Source organism: Streptomyces javensis (genome assembly GCF_039525925.1).
Taxonomy (GTDB): Bacteria; Actinomycetota; Actinomycetes; order Streptomycetales; family Streptomycetaceae; genus Streptomyces; species Streptomyces asiaticus.
This window is the reverse complement of record NZ_BAAAIF010000113.1, coordinates 1-19,434: the sequence shown is the minus strand read 5'-3', so window position 1 is coordinate 19,434 and position 19,434 is coordinate 1. Positions and strand designations below refer to the sequence as shown.

At 72.9% G+C, this 19,434-nt stretch carries 2 protein-coding genes; both read right to left on the bottom strand.

Annotated elements, in window-relative coordinates:
- Nucleotides 1-8,184 (bottom strand): type I polyketide synthase (locus ABD329_RS45270; protein WP_344318009.1); only part of this gene is annotated, 8,184 nt, incomplete at its 3' end.
- A 94-nt stretch (nt 8,185-8,278) separates the two neighbouring features.
- Nucleotides 8,279-19,342 carry an SDR family NAD(P)-dependent oxidoreductase gene (locus ABD329_RS45265; RefSeq protein ID WP_344318008.1) on the bottom strand — a complete coding sequence of 3,688 codons (11,064 nt, stop codon included), beginning with the start codon at nt 19,340-19,342 and terminating at the stop codon, nt 8,279-8,281.
- Nucleotides 19,343-19,434 lie beyond the last annotated feature (92 nt).

Sequence of the window (19,434 nt, the reverse complement as noted above, 5' to 3'; positions counted from 1 at the left end):
CGCCTCCAGCCCGGCCACCCGGCCCATCCCCCACACCGCCGCCTGCTCCACACCCGACGGGATCTCCGAACCGCTCACCGCCACCGCACCCCGCGTCGCGCACCACACCGGAGCGACCAGGCCCGCATCGCCCACCGCCTGCACCAGCGACAGCGTCAATGCCACGCCCAGGGGCACCGACCGATACTGGTCGTGGCGGCCCTCGGCCAACGCCAGCAGGGACAACACACCTGCGGCATCGGCGGCATCGGGCCCGGCCAGGGCCTCGCGGAGGCGCGCCGCCACCGTCTCACGGTCGGCGTCATCGGGCCCCAACTCGACCATCACCGGCCGTGCGCCCCGCACGGCGAGAGCGTCCGCGCACGCCGAGACCCAGGGGTCGGTCGCCATCCCCGCGGGGACTGCCACCAGCCACGGACCCGACACCGTCCCGGCTCCGTCGGACACCGGCGACCACGACACGCGGTAGCGCCACCCGTCCACCGTGGCGCGCTCACGTCCACGGCGACGCCACGAGGACAGCACCGGTAGCACCGCCGCCAGCGATTCACCGGCGCCGTTCCCGTCCGCGACCGCCAGCGTTTCCGTGAGCGCGGGCAGATCCTCCCGCTCCACCGCGTCCCAGAAGTCGGCGTCCACCGCGTCCGTGGGGCCCGTCTCAGCCGTGGCGACGGACGACTCCAGCCAGAAGTGCTCTCGCTGGAAGGGGTACGTGGGCAGTTCGACGCGCCGCGGGCGCGCCGGTGCGAGCAGGGCGGCCCAGTCCACGGAGCGACCCCGCACATGGATCTGCGCCAGCCCCTCCATGACCGAGGCCGTCTCTTCCCAACCGCTGCGAAGAACAGGGGCGAAGGCGGCGTCCGGCGCGCACTCCTGCCCCATTCCGGAGAGGACTCCGTCGGGGCCCAACTCCAGGAAGCTGACCACGCCTTGCCCGGCCAGACACTCCACACCGTCCGCGAACCGCACGGTCTCGCGGACGTGCCGCACCCAGTACTCGGCGGAGCACAGCGTCTCGGCGTCCGCCACCAGGCCCGTCAGGTTCGATACGACGGGGATGCGGGGAGGCGCGTACGACAGCCCCTCGGCCACCCGCCGGAACTCGGCCAGCATCGGCTCCATCAACGGCGAATGGAAGGCGTGCGAGACACGCAGCCGCTTGGTCTTGACCCCCTGAGCCTCACACTGCCCGGCGACCTCCGTCACCGCCTCTTCCACACCGGAAATCACGGTCGAACGCGGACCATTGACCGCCGCCACACTCACCTCGGCCTCACGACCGGCCAGCAACGGCAGTACATCGGCCTCGGCGGCCTGCACCGACACCATCACCCCACCCGACGGCAACCCCTGCATCAACCGCCCACGAGCCGCCACCAACACACACGCATCCGCAAGCGACAACACCCCCGCCACATACGCCGCCACCAGCTCACCGATCGAATGCCCCGCCACGAAGTCCGGCCGCACACCCCACGACTCCACCAACCGGAACAGCGCCACCTCCACCGCGAACAACCCACACTGCGTGAATCCGGTCTCATCCAGTCCCGGCGCATCTCCGAACACCACATCCCGCAGCGGCCGCTCCAACACCCCGTCGAACCGCGCACACACCTCATCGAACGCCTCCGCGAACACCGGAAACGCCTCATACAGCCCCTGGCCCATCCCGACCCGCTGACTGCCCTGACCCGAAAACAACACCGCCAGCTTCCCCGGCACCACAGAACCCCGCACCACACCCGCCGCCGGTACGCCATCCATCAGCGCCCGCAACCCGGCGGTAAACCCCTCGCCATCGCCCGCCAGCACCACGGCCCGCTCATCGAGGGCCGACCGAGTCGTGACCAGCGACAACGCCGTATCAGCCAGTGCTGCCTCCGCCCCGGCCTCACCCCGGGCATAGGGCAGCAAGAGCCCCGCCTGGGCCCGCAGCGCATCCCCGGACTTCGCCGACACCACCCACGGCACCAGCGCCGGCTCATCGAGCCCGTCGGTCACCGGCTCGGCGACGGACCGCTCCTCGGGGGCGTGTTCCAGGATGACATGCGCGTTGGTGCCGCTGATGCCGAACGACGACACACCCGCCCGCCGCGCTCGGCCCGTCTCCGGCCACTCCACCGCATCCGTCAACAACTCCACCGCACCCGCCGACCAATCCACATGCGGCGACGGCTCATCGACATGCAGCGACTTGGGCAGCACACCGTGCCGCATCGCCAGCACCATCTTCATCACACCCGCGACACCAGCCGCCGCCTGCGTATGACCGATGTTGGACTTCACCGACCCCAGCCACAGCGGCCGGTCCTCGGCGCTCCGCTCCCGCCCATAGGTCGCGAGCAGGGCCTGCGCCTCAATCGGATCGCCCAGCTTGGTGCCGGTACCGTGCGCCTCGACCGCGTCCACCTCGGCGGCCGACAGTCGAGCGCTCTCCAGCGCCGCCCGGATCACCCGCTGCTGCGACGGACCGTTCGGCGCGGTCAAACCGTTCGAGGCGCCGTCCTGGTTGACCGCGCTGCCCCGCACCACGGCCAGCACCCGGTGCCCGTTGCGCCGCGCGTCGGACAGCCGCTCCAGCAGCAGCACGCCGACGCCCTCGGCGAGCCCCATGCCGTCCGCGGCCCCCGCGAACGCCTTGCAGCGGCCGTCGAGCGCCAGGCCGCGCTGGCGGCTGAAGCCGATGAGGGCACCGGGGTTCGGCATGACGGCGACGCCACCGGCGAGTGCCAGTGAGCACTCCCCGTTCCGCAGCGCCTGCGCCGCCAGGTGCATGGCCACCAGGGACGAGGAGCACGCGGTGTCCACGGTCACCGCGGGGCCCTCGAAGCCGAAGGCGTACGCCACGCGTCCGGACACGACGCTGGCCGCGCTTCCCGTCATCAGGTGGCCTTCGGAGCCCTCGGGCGCCTCGTGCACCCGCGGTCCGTACTCCTGGTAGTTGGAGCCGATGAAGACGCCGGTGCGGCTGCCGCGCAGCGCCAGCGCGGGCACACCGGCGCGCTCGAAGGCTTCCCACGAGGTCTCCAGCAGCAGCCGCTGCTGGGGGTCCATCGCCAGCGCCTCGCGCGGCGAGATCCCGAAGAACGCGGGGTCGAAGCGGCCCGCGTCGTAGAGGAAGCCGCCCTCCCGCACATATGTCTTGCCGGGCGCGTCCGGGTCCGGGTCGTAGATGCCCTCGATGTCCCAGCCACGGTCGGTGGGCAGCCCGCCGATCGCGTCACCGCCGGAGATGATGAGCTGCCACAGCTCCTCGGGGGAGGACACCCCGCCCGGGTAGCGGCAGCTCATCGCCACGATGGCGATGGGGTCGTCGTCGGAGTCCACGGGCACGGGCACGGCCCGGGCCATCTCCGCCCCTGGGGCCGCCGTCCGCGGGCGGGCGGGATCGTCCGCCTCGTCGGCCGTCGTTCCCGTCAGCTCGGTGAGGATGTGCTCGCTCAGGACGGCGGTGCTGGGGTAGTCGAAGGCCAGCGTGGCGGGCAGGCGCAGCCCGGTGGCCGCGTTGAGCCGGTTGCGCAGTTCGACGGCCGTCAGCGAGTCGAAGCCGAGGTCCTTGAACGCGCGCTCGGAATCCACCGCGTCCGAGGTGGCGTGTCCGAGGACGGCCACCACCTGTGCGCGCACCAGCTCCAGGACGGTGTGCTCACGTTCGGTGGGGGTCAGTCCGGCCAGCCGCTGTCGCAGGCCCGAGGAGGTGTCGGCCGATGGGTTCGCGGCCGGCCCGGCGGGGTCGGTGTCCTCCTGGACGCGCCGCATCGCGGGCAGTTCGTCCAGCAGTGGGCTGGGGCGGGCGGAGGTGAAGACCGGGATGAAGTTGTCCCAGTCGATGTCGGCGATGGCCAGGTGGGTCTGGTCGTGGTCGAGGGTCTGCCGCAGCGCGGCGATGCCGAGCGCCGGGTCCATGAACCGCAGTCCACGCCGCCGCAACTGGTCCAGGTCCAGGGCCTCGGGCATGTTGTCGCCGGTGGCGTCCCACACCCCCCAGGCCACCGAGGTGGCCGTCAGGCCGTTCGCCCGCCGCCGCTCGGCGAGCGCGTCCAGGTAGGCGTTGGCGGCCGCGTACGCGCCGTGGTCGCCCACGCCCCACAGCCCGGACACCGAGGAGAACAGCACGAACGCGTCCAGCGGGGTGTCGCCCAGCAGCTCGTCCAGATGGGCCGCGCCCGCCACTTTCGCGTCCATGACCTGGGCGAACTCCGACGAGGTCGTCGCGCCCAGCCCGGCCAGGTCGATATGGGCCGCGGCGTGGATGACGGCGGTGAGCGGCCGGTCGTCGGGTACGGACGCGAGGACGCGCCGGAGCGCGGCGCGGTCGGCCACGTCGCAGGCGGCGACGGTGACCCGGGTGCCCTGTTCGGCCAGTTCGGCGACCAGGTCTTCGGCGCCGGGGGCCGCGAGCCCGCGGCGGCTGGTCAGCACCAGGTGTTCGGCGCCGTTGTCCGCCAGCCACCGGGCCAGACGGGTGCCGAGGGCGCCGGTGCCACCGGTGATGAGGACCGTGCCACGGGGCTTCCAGGTGCGCGGCGGAGGGGTGTTGCCGAGGGGTGCGGGCTCGAGCCGCCGCAGCATCACACCCGAGGCGCGGATCGCGACCTGGTCCTCGGGGCCGCCGTCCGCGAGCACTCCGGCGAGCCGGGCCCCGGCCCGGGCGTCCAAGGTGCGCGGAAGGTCGATCAGCCCGCCCCAGCTGTCCGGGTACTCCACTCCGGCCACCCGGCCCAGGCCCCACACCGCCGCCTGGTCGGGGCTGGTGAGCGGATCGGAGCTGCCGATGGACACCGCGCCCTGGGTGGCGCACCACAGCGGGGCGCGGATGCCGAGGTCGTCCAGGGCCTGGATCAGGGCGAGGGTCAGGGTCAGGCCGACGGTGGCCACGGGATGGTCGGGGTACGGGTGTTCGTCGAGCGGCAGCAGTGACAGCACGCCGGACAGCGTGTCCAGCGGGTGGTCGGCGGTGGCGGCGCGCAGCCGCTCGGCCACCGTGGCGCGGTGTGCGGCATCCGCGCCCAGTTCGACGGTGACGACATCGGCGCCGTGTGCCGCGAGTGCCTCGCGGGAGGCCGTGACCAGCGGGTCGTCGGGGCGGGAGCTGGGAGCCAGCAGCAGCCATGGCCCCGGGAGCGAGGCGGCCGGGGGGCCGCTCTTGGGGCGCCAGATCACGCGGTAGCGCCACTCGTCCACGGTCGATTCGGAGCGCCGCTGCCGACGCCACCGCGCGAGGGCGGGCAGGACGGTGCCCAATGAGTCGTGCTGCTCGGTGGATCGGACCTGGAGCGTGGCGGCCAGTGCCTCGGTGTCCTCGCGCTCCACGGCCTGCCAGAAGCGCGTGTCCGCGCCATCTTCGGCCGACGCGGCGTCGGTGGAGCGCGCGGTGGTGGCCGAGGTGAGCCAGTAGCGCTGGTGCTGGAAGGCGTAGGTGGGCAGGTCGACGGGGTGGGCACCGGTTCCAGCGAACAACGTCCGCCAGTCGATGGCGATGCCGCCGACGTGGGCCTCGGCCAGGGAGGTCAGGAACCGGTCCAGGCCGCCTTCGTCACGGCGCAGCGAGCCGATGGCCGCCACGGGGGTGCCGTGGTCGTCGGCCGTCTGCTCGATGCCCATGGTGAGCACCGGATGCGCGCTTGCCTCCACGAACGTCTGGAAGCCCTCGTCGAGGAGCACCCGTACGGCCTCGTCGAAACGCACGGTCGTGCGCAGATTGCGGTACCAGTAGCCGGCGTCCAGCTCGGTGGTGTCCAGCACGCCACCGGTCACCGTGGAGTAGAACGGCACCGAGGAGGAGCGCGGAGCGATCCCGGCGAGGGTGCGCCGGATCTCGTTCTCGATCCTCTCGACATGGGCGGAGTGCGAGGCGTAGTCCACGGGGACGCGGCGCGCCCGGATCTCCTCCGCCTCGCACACCGCCAGCAGCTCGTCCAGCGCATCGGCATCGCCCGAGACCACGACCGCCGAGGGGCCGTTCACCGCCGCCACCGACAGCCGCTCGCCCCATGCCGCGAGCCGCTCCCGTACGCGCTCCACGGGCAGCGACACCGACACCATGCCACCGCGCCCGGACAGCGCCCGCAGCGCTTGGCTGCGCAGGGCCACCACCTTCGCGGCGTCCTCCAGCGACAGGGCACCGGCCACGCACGCCGCCGCGATCTCGCCCTGGGAGTGGCCGATGACGGCCGACGGCTCCACGCCGTACGAACGCCACAGCTCGGCCAGCGACACCATCACCGCGAACAGGGCGGGCTGTACGACATCCACCCGCTCCAGCGCCGCGGGGTCGCTGAGCGCATCCACCAGCGACCAGTCCACATGCGGTGCCAGGGCCGTCGCGCACTCGTCGATCCGCCGGGCGAACACCGGCGAGGAATCCAGCAGCCGGGCCGCCATGCCCACCCACTGCGACCCCTGGCCGGGGAAGACGAAGGCGACCCCGGCGCTGCGCTTGGCGACGCCTTCGACCAGCCCGGAGGTGGCTCGGCCGGCGAGGTGATCGGCCAGGATCCGTACCGCCTCCGCGCGGTCCGGGGCCAGTACGACGGCGCGGTGGTCGAAGGCGGTCCGTGTGGTGGCGAGGGACAGTCCGACGCCCTCTGCCGCGACCTCCGGGTGCCGCTCCACGTGCTCCAGCAGCCGCGTGGCCTGGGCGCGCAGCGCCGCCTCGGACTTGCTGGACAGCGGCCAGGGGAGGAGCGGGAGCGCTGTCCGGGGCGCCTCCGCCTCCTCCGCCACGTCCGCGCCGGAAGCGGCGTGGGCAGCGGCGTCGGAAGCGCCCTCGGAAGCGGCGTCGGTAGCTGCCGGTGGCGGCGCCTGCTCGATGATGGCGTGGGCGTTGGTGCCGCTGATGCCGAACGAGGACACACCGGCCCGGCGCGGCTCCTCCCTCTCGGGCCATGCGGTGGCCTCGGTGAGGAGTTCGACGGTGGCCGCCGACCAGTCCACGTGTGGGGACGGCTCGTCGATGTGCAAGGTACGGGGCAGCACGCCGTGGCGCATCGCCAGCACCATCTTCATCACACCGGCCACACCGGCGGCCGCCTGCGTATGTCCGATGTTCGACTTGACCGACCCCAGCAGCAGCGGGTGGTCCGTGGCACGCTCACGGCCGTAGGTGGCCAGCAGCGCCTGTGCCTCGATAGGGTCGCCCAGCTTCGTCCCCGTACCGTGTGCTTCCACGGCGTCGACCTGTCCGGCCGTGAGCCCGGCGTTGGCCAGCGCCTGGCGGATCACCCGCTGCTGGGACGGGCCGTTGGGGGCGGACAGCGCGCTGCTCGCCCCGTCCTGGTTGGTCGCCGTGCCCCGGACGACGGCCAGCACGGGGTGGCCGTTGCGGTGTGCGTCGGAGAGCCGCTCCAGGAACAGCATGCCGACGCCCTCGGCGGGCCCGAAACCGTCGGCCGCCGCCGAGAAGGGCTTGCACCGCCCGTCGGGGGCGAGCCCGCGCTGCCGGCTGAAGCCGATGAAGGTGCCGGGCGTGGCCATGACGGTGACGCCACCGGCCAGAGCGAGGGAGCACTCTCCCTGGCGCAGGGCCTGTACGGCCAGGTGCAGGGCGACCAGCGACGAGGAACACGCGGTGTCCACCGTGACGGCCGGGCCCTCCAGGCCCAGCGTGTAGGCCACGCGCCCGGACACGACGCTGATGGCGCTGCCGGTCACCAGGTGGCCCTCGACGCCGTCGGTGGCCTCGTGCACCCGCGGCCCGTAGTCGGGGGCCACGGCGCCGACGAACACCCCGGACCGGCTGCCCCTGAGCGAGGCCGGGTCGATGCCCGCCCGTTCGACGGCCTCCCAAGAGGTCTCCAGCAGCAGCCGCTGCTGGGGGTCCATCGCCAGCGCCTCACGCGGTGAGATCCCGAAGAAGTCGGCATCGAAGTCGCCGACATCGTGCAGGAATCCGCCCTCGCGCGCGTAGGAGGTGCCGGGCCGGTCGGGGTCCGCGTCGTAGAGCGAGCCGAGGTCCCAGCCGCGGTCGTCGGGGAACGGTGTGATGGCGTCCTCGGCCCCGCTCAGCAGCCGCCAGAACTCCTCGGGCGAGCGCACCCCGCCGGGGAAGCGGCAGCTCATCCCGACGATCGCGATCGGTTCGCGGGCCGCGGACTCCACGTCCTGAAGGCGCTGCCGTGTCTGGTGCAGATCAGCCGTCACCCGCCGGAGGTAACCGAGCAGCTTTTCTTGTTCCGACATCAGAACCTCTCGGGGTCAGGCTTCGGGAGCGGGGTGTTCGGCGGGCAGGTGGGGTGGGGGCGTGGATGCGCCGTGGCGGCGGCCGCTTTTGGCGTCACGACCCGAACTCCTGGTCGATGAAGGCGAAGAGCTCGTCGGCCGCCGCCGACTCCAGGTGCTCGGCGACGTCGTCCGCCTCGCCGGAACCGGTGGCGGGGCCACCGGCCGGGCCGTCCGGCGCCGGGCCGCGACGGTCCCCGTCCCAGTGGGACAGCAGGCGCTTCAGCCGGTCGGCCACCATCGCGCGGGTCGTGTCGTCGGTCGCCGCGTCGGTGCCGAGCAGCGCGGCTTCCAGCCGGTCGAGTTCGGCGGCCACGTCCTCCGACGGGTCGTCCGCCGCCACGGGGGCGACCTCCTCCCCCAGGTGTCCGGCCAGCGCGGCGGGGGTCGGGTAGTCGAAGATGAGGGTGGCGGGCAGCCGCAGCCCGGTGGCCGCGTTCAGCCGGTTGCGCAGCTCGACCGCGGTGAGTGAGTCGAACCCGAGCTCCAGGAAGCCGCGATCGGTGACCACCGCGGATGCCGTCCCATGGCCGAGGACCGTGGCGGCGTGTTCCTGGACCAGGCGCAGCAGCGTACGCTGCCGCTCCCCCTGCCCCAGCCCGGCCAACCGCCGCGCCAGCGGTGCCTCCTGGGTGCCGGGGTCTTCCTGGGCCGAGGCGCGCCGGGGCGTGGTGGGCCGTCGTACGAGTGCGTTGAGCAACGGGGGTACGGGCGTGGCCTCGGCGGCGGCCGCCAGGTGGCCGAGGTCGAGCCGCGCCGGCACCACCCCGCCCTCGGCCAGCCGCCCGGCCGTGTCGAACAGCCGCAGTCCCTCCTCGGTGGGGAACGGCACCAGTCCGGCCCGTGTCATCCGCGAGAGGTCCGCCTGGCCGAGGTGTCCGGTCATTCCGGTGCGCTCGGCCCACAGGCCCCAGGCGAGCGATACTCCGGGCAGGCCCATCGCCCGGCGCCGCTGGGCCAGTCCGTCCAGGAACGTGTTGGCCGCGGCGTAGTTGGCCTGGCCCGCGGACCCCAGGACCCCGGCGGTCGACGAGAACAGGGCGAACATGGCCACGTCGAAACGGCGGGTCAGCTCGTGCAGATGCCACGCCCCGTCCGCCTTGGCGCGCAGCACCGCGTCCAGCCGCTCCGGTGTCAGCGAGGCCACCGTTCCGTCGTCCAGGATGCCCGCGGCGTGGACCACACCGGTCAGGCCGTGTCCGTCGGGGAGGTCAGCCAGCAGGCCGGCCAGCGCGTCGCGGTCGGCCACATCGCAGGCCGCGACGGTGATCGAGGCTCCCAGAGCCGTCAGCTCCGCCTCGAGCGCCGCCATGCTCTCGGCCGCGCGGCCACGCCGGCTGACCAGCAGCAGCCGGCGTATGCCGCGGTCCGCCACCAGATGCCGGGCGACCAGTCCGCCCAGGACGCCACCGGCACCGGTGATCAGAACGGTCCCCTCCGGGTCCGGCGCGGCCGGAACGCTCAGCACCAGCTTGCCCACATGGCGCGCCTGGCTCATGAACCGGAACGCCTCGGGAGCCCTGCGCACATCCCACACCCGTGCGGGCAGCGGCTCCAGCACACCACGCTCGAAGAGGGCCACGATCTCCGCGAGCATCTCCCCGATGCGCGCGGGGCCCGCCTCCCCCAGGTCGAACGCCCGGTACAGCACGCCCGGATGGGCCGCGGCCACCGCGTCGGCGGACCGCACATCCGTCTTGCCCATCTCGATGAACCGCCCGCCCTCGCCGAGCAGCCGCAGCGACGCGTCCACGAACTCACCGGACAGGGAGTCCAGGACCACATCCACACCACGGCCGGCCGAGGAGTCCCCGAACCGCTCCTCGAACTCCAGCGTGCGCGACGACGCGATATGCGCCTGGTCCAGCCCGAGGCCGCGCAGGACGTCCCACTTGGTCTCGCTCGCGGTCGCGAACACCTCGACGCCCCAGGCCCGCGCCAGCCGCACCGCCGCCATCCCCACGCCACCGGCGGCGGAATGGACCAGCAGCGACTCACCGCGCCGTACGCCCGCCAGCTCCCGCAGCGCGTACAAGGCCGTCACGAACGCCACGGGGACGGACGCTGCCTCGGTGAAGGTCCAGCCGTCCGGGATCCGCACGAGGGTGCGGTCGTCCACGACGGCCAACGGCCCGAAACCACCGGACCACAGACCCATCACCCGGTCGCCGACGGCGAGGGAGGCCACACCGGGGCCGGTGGCCACGACCACACCGGCGCCCTCGCCGCCCATCATGGCCTCGTCCGGATACATGTCCAGCGAGATGAGGACATCGCGGAAGTTCAGGCCCGTGGCACGCACGGCGACCCGCACCTGGTGCTCACCGAGTTCGCGGGTGGCGTCCGTGGCCGTGGCCAGCGTCAGCCCCTCCAGCGTGCCCGCTCCGGACGCCTCCAGCCGCCACGCCGCCGTGTCATCCGGTGGCGTCAGCACATCCCTCGCGGCGCCGGGGGCAAGACGTGGCACCAGCACCTCGGCGCCGCGCACCGCGAGCTGCGGTTCCCCGGTGGACACCGCCCGGTGCACCACGGTGAGCGATGGGTCGGCACCGTCCACGTCCAGCAGGACGAAACGGTCAGGGTGCTCGGCCTGCGCCGATCGCACCAGCCCCCAGACCGGGGCCGCGGCCAGGTCGCGCGGGTCGTCACCGTCCTCGGTGGCCAGCGCGCCCCGGGTGATGAACACCAGCCGGGACGCGGCGAACCCGTCCTCCGCCAGCCACGTCCGCACCATGTCCAGGGTCCGGTGGGCCACGGCGTGTGTCGCCGGGACGACGTCCTCGCCGGGGGTGGCGGACACGGTCATGAACACCAGGTCCGGCATGGGAGCGCCGGATCGCACATGGGCCGCGAGAGCGGCCAGGTCGGCGTGTTCCTCCACCGATCCGTCGGCCGCCTTCAACGCCCTGGCCAGGCCGAAGGGGTCCGGTCCGGCCACGGCGCAGCGGTCGGTGGCGGGGACCGAGGCGGTTGCGGGCCCCGCGATCCACTCCACTCGGTACAGCGACCCGCCGTCGTCGGCGGACGATGCGAGCTGTGCCTCCGAGACCGGCCGGGTGACCAGCGCCTCCGCCGTCGCCACCGGCGTTCCGGCGGCGTCGGCCACCAGGACGGACATCCCATCGGTGCCCGCGGGGGCCAGCCGTACCCGCAGAGAGCTCGCGCCGGTGGCGTGCAACGACGCACCGCTCCACACGAACGGCAGCCGGATCCCGTCCTTCTCCGGACGCGAGGCGGCGCACACCAGCCAGGCGTGCAGCGCCGTGTCGAGCAGCGCGGGGTGCAGCCCGAACCGGGCCGCGTCCGCGCGCGACTCCTCGGGGAGCGCCACCTCGGCGAAGACCTCGTCGCCCTTGCGCCAGACGGTGCGCAGACCTCGGAAGACCGGTCCGTACGCCAGCCCGGTGGCCGCCACATCCTCGTAGAAGCCCGCGGTCCCGACCTCCTCCGCGCTCGCCGGTGGCCACGCCTTCAGATCCGCCGGGCCGGTCGTCCGGTCGATGACGGGGGAGTTCAGGGCCAGCACACCCTTCGCATGGCACGTCCACGAGGCGTTCGGGACGTCGTCACGGCGGGCGTGCACGCTGAACTCGCGCTGCCCGTCCTGCCGGGGACCGCCCACGACCAGCTGCACCTGGACCGCGCCCTCGTCGGGCAGCACCAGGGGCGCCTCCAGCGTCAGCTCCTCCAGCCGGTCGCAACCGACCGCGTCACCGGCCCTCGACGCCAGCTCGACAAACGCCGTACCGGGCAGGATGGCCCGGCCCAGCACCGCGTGGTCGGCGAGCCAGGGGTGGGTGCGGAGCGAGAGCCGACCGGTGAGCAGGAACCCGTCGGAGTCGGGCAGCGGCACGGCGGCCCCCAGCAACGGATGCCCGGCCGAGTCCAGCCCCACCGATGCCACGTCACCGGTGGCATCGATCGCCTCGGACTCCAGCCAGAAGTGGGTGCGCTGGAAGGCATACGTCGGCAGATCGACGCGCTTCGCACCCGTTCCCGCGAACACCCCCGCCCAGTCGACGGACGCACCACCCACGTACGCCTCGGCCAGAGAGGTGAGAAAACGCTCCAGGCCGCCTTCATCGCGGCGCAGCGAACCGACGGCGGTGACGCGGGTGCCGTGGTCCTCGGCGGTCTGCTCCACGCCCATGGTGAGGACCGGATGGGCGCTGGCCTCGATGAACACCTGGAAGCCGTCGGCCAGCAGGGTGCGTACGGTCTCGTCGAAGCGCACCGTCTGACGCAGATTGCGGTACCAGTACCCGGCATCGAGTTCCTCGGTGTCCAGCACCCCAGCGGTCACCGTCGAATAGAACGGCACCGACGACGGCCGAGGAGCGATCCCCGCCAGGGCCTGCCGAAGCTCGTCCTCGATCGCCTCGACATGAGCGCAGTGCGAGGCGTAGTCCACAGGGATACGCCGCGCCCGGATTCCCTCGCCCTCGCACGTCGCCATCAGCTCGTCCAGCGCGTCCGCGGCACCGGACACCACGACCGCCGAGGGCCCGTTCACCGCCGCCACCGACAACCGCTCACCCCACCGGCCCAGCCGCTCCCGCACCGACTCCACCGGCAACGACACCGACGCCATCCCGCCAAGCCCCGAAAGCGCCCGCAGCGCCTTGCTCCGCAACGCCACCACGCGTGCCGCGTCCTCCAGCGACAGCGCACCCGCCACACACGCCGCCGCGATCTCACCCTGCGAGTGGCCGATGACCGCCGCGGGCACGACACCGTACGAACGCCACAACTCCGCCAACGACACCATCACCGCCCACAACACCGGCTGCACCACATCCACCCGCTCCAACGCCGCAGAGTCTCCGAGCACATCCACCAACGACCACTCCACGAACGGCGCCAACGCCGCCGCACACTCCTCCAGCCGCTCCGCGAACACCGGCGAAGACTCCAGCAGCCCCGCCGCCATCCCCACCCACTGCCACCCCTGACCAGGGAAAACAAGCACCGCGTGGTCCCGGGCGGTCGCCATCCCGCGCACCACACCGGGGGTCACGTTCCCCTCGGCCAACGCACCCAGGCCGTTGAGGAGACCGTCCCCGTCCTCCGCCAGCACCACCGCGCGGTGTTCGAAGACACTGCGCGTGGTCGCCAGCGACAGCCCGACGTCGGCGGGCGAAACCTCTCCGTGCCCGCGCACGTGCGTCAGCAGCCGTCCCGCCTGCGCCTCGACCGCGGTGTCCGACCGTCCGGAGATCACCCATGGCGTGATCTCCGGCAGTTCCTGGGCCGGGGCGCCGGGGCGGTCGTCATCGACACCACGGACGGGGACCTCGTCGAGCGGGGCCGCTTCCAGCACGGCGTGCGCGTTGGTGCCGCTCATCCCGAAGGAGGAGACCGCCGCTCGGCGCGGCCGTCCCGTCTCCGGCCAGGGCGTATCGTCCGTCAGCAGGCGCAACCCACCCGCGGACCAGTCCACATGCGGCGATGGCTCATCCAGGTGCAGGGTGCGCGGCAGCACGCCGTGCCGCATGCCGAGCACCATCTTGATCACACCGGCCACGCCGGCCGCCGCCTGTGTGTGCCCGATGTTCGACTTGACCGAGCCCAGCAGCAGCGGCCGCTCTTCGGGACGGCCCCTGCCGTACGTGGCGAGCAGGGCCTGCGCCTCGATGGGGTCGCCCAGCTTGGTGCCGGTGCCATGGGCCTCGACCGCGTCCACCTCGGCCGCCGACAGCCGCGCGTTCTCCAACGCGGCGCGGATCACCCGCTGCTGCGAGGGTCCGTTGGGCGCGGTGAGGCCGTTGCTCGCACCGTCCTGGTTGACGGCGGTGCCCCGGACGAGGGCGAGCACACGGTGTCCGTTCCGGCGGGCGTCCGACAGACGCTCCAGCAACAGCACACCGACGCCCTCCGCCGGGCCGAAGCCATCGGCGGCGGCGGAGAAGGGCTTGCAGCGCCCGTCCGGGGCCAGCCCCCGCTGGCGGCTGAAGCCGACGAAGGTCCAGGGGGTCGACATGATGGCGGTGCCACCGGCCAGGGCCAGGGAGCACTCGCCCTGCCGCAGCGACTGCGCGGCCAGGTGCAGCGCCACCAGCGACGACGAGCACGCCGTGTCGACGGCGACGGCCGGCCCTTCGAGGCCGAACGCATAGGCGAGCCGGCCGGAGGTGACGCTGAGGGCGTTGCCGGTGAGCAGATAGCCCTCGACACCGCTCGACGGCCGGATCGGGCCCGCGCCGTAGCCATGTGATCCGGCTCCTACGAACACACCGGTCTGGCTGCCGCGCAGGGAGGCCGGGTCGATGCCCGCGCGCTCGAAGGTCTCCCAGGACGTCTCCAGCAGCAGTCGGTGCTGCGGGTCCATCGCCACCGCCTCACGCGGTGAGATGCCGAAGAACGCCGCGTCGAATTCACCCGCGCCGTCGACGAAGCCACCGTGGCGCGTGTAGGTCTTCCCGGGGACGTCGGGGTCGGCGTCGTAGAGTCCGTCGAGTTCCCAGCCACGGTCTTCGGGGAAGCCGGATATCGCGTCACGGCCCTCGGTCAGCAGGTCCCACAGCTCCTCCGGGGACCGGACGCCACCGGGCAGACGGCACCCCATGGCGACGATGGCGATCGGATCGTCGTCCGGCTCGGCCCTGGTGACGGGCGCGGGAGCCGAGGGGGCGTCGCCCTCCCGGCGGCCGAGCAGTTCCGCGCGGAGGTATTCCGCGAGCGCGACGGGGGTCGGGTAGTCGAAGACGACCGTGGCGGGCAGCCGCTCGCCGGTGGCCGCGTTCAGCCGGTTCCGCAGCTCCACCGCCGTGAGGGAGTCGAAACCGTGCTCCTTGAAGGAGACATCCGGCTCGACCGCGTCCGGTGTGCTGTGGCCGAGGACGGTGGCGGCCTGGTCCTGGACCATGCGCAGCACCATCCGCTCCCGCTCCGCGTCGCCCACCCTGAACAGGCGCTGCCGTAGTGACGCCTCCTCCGCTGCGGGCGCCGTCCGGGCCAGTGCGCGGCGGACCGCGGTGGCCCGTTCCGGTCGGCCGCCACCGGGCTCCGCCGTCGCGGCCGCGAACTGCTCCTCCGGCACCGGCCGTGCCACCAGTGCGTCCACCGTGGCCACCGGTGTTCCGGCCGGGTCGGCGACCAGCGCGGACAGGGTGTCGGCGCCCTCGCGGGTCAGCCGTACGCGGAGCGTCGACGCCCCGGTCGCGTACAACGACACACCGCTCCAGAGGAACGGCAGGCGGATGCCGTCCGCATCGCCCGGGAGGGGTGCAAGACCCGGCTGCAAGGCGGTGTCCAGCAGGGCCGGGTGGATGCCGAACCGGGGCACCTCGCCATGGGCTTCCTCGGGCAGCGCCACCTCGGCGAAGAGCTCGTCACCACGGCGCCATACCGCGCGAACGCCACGGAAGACGGGCCCGTACGCCACGCCGGTGTCGGCCAACCGCTCGTAGAGGTCGGCGGTGTCGACGGCCTCCGCACCGGTCGGCGGCCAGATGCTGAGGTCGGTGGCGTGGCTCCGGGACTCGCCGCGGGCTTCCCCGTGGACCAGCGTTCCCGAGGCGTACCGGGTCCACGGCCGGTCCGTAGTGTCTTCCGGTCGCGCGTACACCCGTACGGAACGCCCGCCGTCCTCCTCCGGCCCGCCTACGGTCAACTGGAGTTGTACGGCGCCCTGTTCGGGAAGCACCAGAGGCGCCTCCAGGGTCAGCTCCGCCACGCGATCGCATCCGGCCGCGTCACCGGCTCGCAGCGCCAACTCGACGAATGCGGACGCGGGCAGCAGGGCCCGGCCGAGCACGGTGTGTTCGGCGAGCCAGGGTTGCGTACGGAGCGAGAGGCGGCCGGTGAGCAGCCACCCGTCCGAGTCGGGCAGCGCGGTCGCCGCGCCGAGGAGGGGGTGGTCGGCGGAGGTCAGTCCGGCCGAGGACACATCGCCCGCCTCGGCCGAGGGCTCGACCCAGTAGCGCTGGTGCTGGAAGGCGTACGTCGGCAAGTCGACGCGTCGGGCGCCCGTGCCCGCGAACACCCCCGCCCAGTCGACAGCGGCGCCCCCCACGTATGCCTCGGCGAGGGAAGTGGCGAACCGGTCGAGCCCGCCTTCGTCGCGGCGCAGTGATCCGACGGCGGTGATGTGCGTGCCGTGGTCCTGGGCCGTCTGCTCCACCCCCATCGTAAGGACGGGGTGGGCGCTGGCCTCGATGAACGTATCGAAGCCGTCGGCGAGCAGGGCGCGGACGGTCTCGTCGAAACGGACCGTCCGACGCAGATTGCGGTACCAGTACCCGGCGTCGAGTTCCTGGGTGTCCAGCACACCCGCCGTGACCGTGGAGTAGAACGGCACCGACGACGGGCGTGGAGCGATCCCCGCGAGGGTCTGCTGAAGCTCGTCCTCGATGGCCTCGACATGGGCGCAGTGGGAGGCGTAGTCCACGGGGATGCGCCGTGCCCGGATCTCGTCCGCCTCGCACGCCGCCAGCAGCTCGTCCAGCGCGTCCGCGTCACCGGAGACCACGACCGCCGAGGGCCCGTTCACCGCCGCCACCGACAGCCGCTCACCCCACGGCGCGAGCCGCTCCCGTACGGCCTCCACGGTCAGCGGTATCGACACCATGCCGCCCAGCCCCGACAGCGCGCGCAACGCCTTGCTCCGCAGGGCCACCACGCGTGCCGCGTCCTCAAGCGACAACGCACCCGCCACACACGCCGCCGCGATCTCACCCTGCGAGTGGCCGATGACGGCCGCAGGCTGGACACCGTACGAACGCCACAGCTCCGCCAGCGACACCATCACCGCCCACAACACGGGCTGCACCACATCCACCCGCTCCAACGCCACCGCATCGCCGAGCACATCCACCAACGACCAGTCCACGAACGGCGCCAACGCCGCCGCACACTCCTCCAGCCGCTCCGCGAACACCGGCGAAGACTCCAACAGCCCCGCCGCCATCCCCACCCACTGCCACCCCTGACCAGGGAAGACGAAGGCGACGCGGTCCGAGGAGCCAGTAGCCGCCCCGCGCACCACGCCCGCGGCCTCGCGCCCCTCGGCCAGTGCGGTCAGGCCGCGGACGAGCGCGGTACGGTCACCGCCCAGCACCACCGCCCGCCGCTCGAACACCGCACGCGTGGTGACCAGCGACAGGCCGACGTCCACCGACGCCGGACCGGCCTCGTCGCCCACTGTCGACAGCAAGCGCGCGGCCTGGTCCCGGAGTCCCGCATCGGATCGTGCCGATACCACCCACGGCACCACGCCGCTCGGTTCAGAGGTGGCGTCCGTGGCCGCATCGGACACCATCGGCCCCTGCTCCAGAATCACATGGGCGTTGGTGCCGCTCACGCCGAAGGAGGAGACGCCCGCCCGGCGGGGCCGACCGGTCTCGGGCCATGGAGTCGGGGCCGTCAGAAGCTCCACCGCACCCGTCGACCAGTCCACGTGCGGTGACGGCTCGTCGATGTGCAGGGTCTGCGGAAGCAGCCCGTGCCGCATGGCCAGCACCGACTTGATGACCCCGGCCACACCGGCCGCGGCCTGAGTGTGGCCGATGTTGGACTTGATCGAGCCGAGCCACAGCGGTCGCTCCTCGGGCCGCTCCTGCCCGTACGTGGCCAGCAGCGCCTGCGCCTCGATCGGATCCCCCAGCGTGGTACCCGTGCCGTGCGCCTCGACCGTATCCACGTCGGCGGCCGACAGCCGGGCGTTCGCCAGCGCCGCCCGGATCACCCGCTGCTGCGAAGGGCCGCTCGGTGCGGTGAGGCCGTTGCTCGCACCGTCCTGGTTGACGGCGGAGCCGCGTACCACCGCCAGCACCTGATGACCGTTGCGCCGTGCGTCCGAGACCCGCTCCAGCAGCAGCAAGCCCACGCCCTCACCCCAGCCGGTGCCGTCCGCGGCCGCCGCGAACGCCTTGCACCGACCGTCGGCCGCCAGACCGCGCTGGCGGCTGAACTCCACGAAGAGTTCGGGAGTGGACATCACGGTGACACCGCCGGCGAGCGCCAGCGAGCACTCGCCCTGGCGCAGGGACTGCGCCGCCAGATGCAACGCGACCAGCGACGACGAACAGGCTGTGTCCACCGTGACCGCGGGCCCCTCGAAGCCGAAGGTGTAGGAGATGCGACCGGAGACAACGCTGGCGGCACTGCTGGTGACCAGGTGTCCCTCGATGTGCTCTGCGGCCGCCTGGCGCAGGCTGGTTGCGTAGTCCTGGCCGTTGCTGCCCACGAAGACCCCGGTCTGACTGCCCCGGAGCAGCGTGGGGTCGATCCCGGCCCGCTCGAACGCCTCCCACGATGTCTCCAGCAGGAGCCGCTGCTGGGGGTCCATCGCCACCGCCTCACGCGGCGAGATCCCGAAGAACTTCGGGTCGAAGTCGCCCGCTCCCTCGAGGAACCCGCCCTCGCGGACATAGCTCTTGCCGTGCTCGTCCGGATCCGGTCGGTAGAGCGCGTCCAGGTCCCAACCGCGGTCGGCGGGGAACCCGGTCAGCACCTCGCGCCCGGCGACCAGCAGCTGCCACAGGTCTTCCGGCGTTCGCACCTCGCCGGGGAAGCGGCAGCTCATGGCCACGATGGCGATGGGCTCGTCTTCGGTGGCCACGGCGACGGGCAACACGGCGTCCGCGCCGTTCCGCAGCCCCAGCACCTCGGTGCGCAACAGTTTGACCAGCGCCGTCACGGTGGGGTGGTCGAAGAGCAGGGTGCTCGGCAGGCTCAGACCGGTGGCCGCGTTCAGCCGGTTGCGCAGGTTCACCGCCGCGAGGGAGTCAAAGCCCAGTTCCTTGAAGGCGCGGTCGGCGTCGATGGCCTCGGGACGGCGGTGTCCCAGTACGGCCGCCACATGGGACCGCACGAACTCCAGGAGGAGGCGGTCTTGTTCCGCCGCCCCCAGCCCGGCGAGTCGGCGCCGAAGCGACCCCTCGGTGGTCGTGACCTCGTTGGCGGTGTCGGGTGAGCCGTGAGCTGTGAGGTCGTGGAGGAGCCGGCGCGAACGGGTGTCCGCCATCGTCCCGGCCAGGGTGTCCCACTCAACGTCGGCGACGATCAGAGCCGTTGCCGCCGGGTGATTGACGCTCTGCTCCAGGGTGGCGACGGCCGACCCGGGGTCCATCGCGGGGAGGCCATGGCGCCGCCACCGGTCCGCGACGGCCTCTGCCATGCCGTTGTCGGCCCACGGCCCCCAGGCCACCGAGGTGGCCGGGAGCCCCGCACCGCGCCGCCACTGCGCCAACGCGTCCAAAGTCGCGTTCG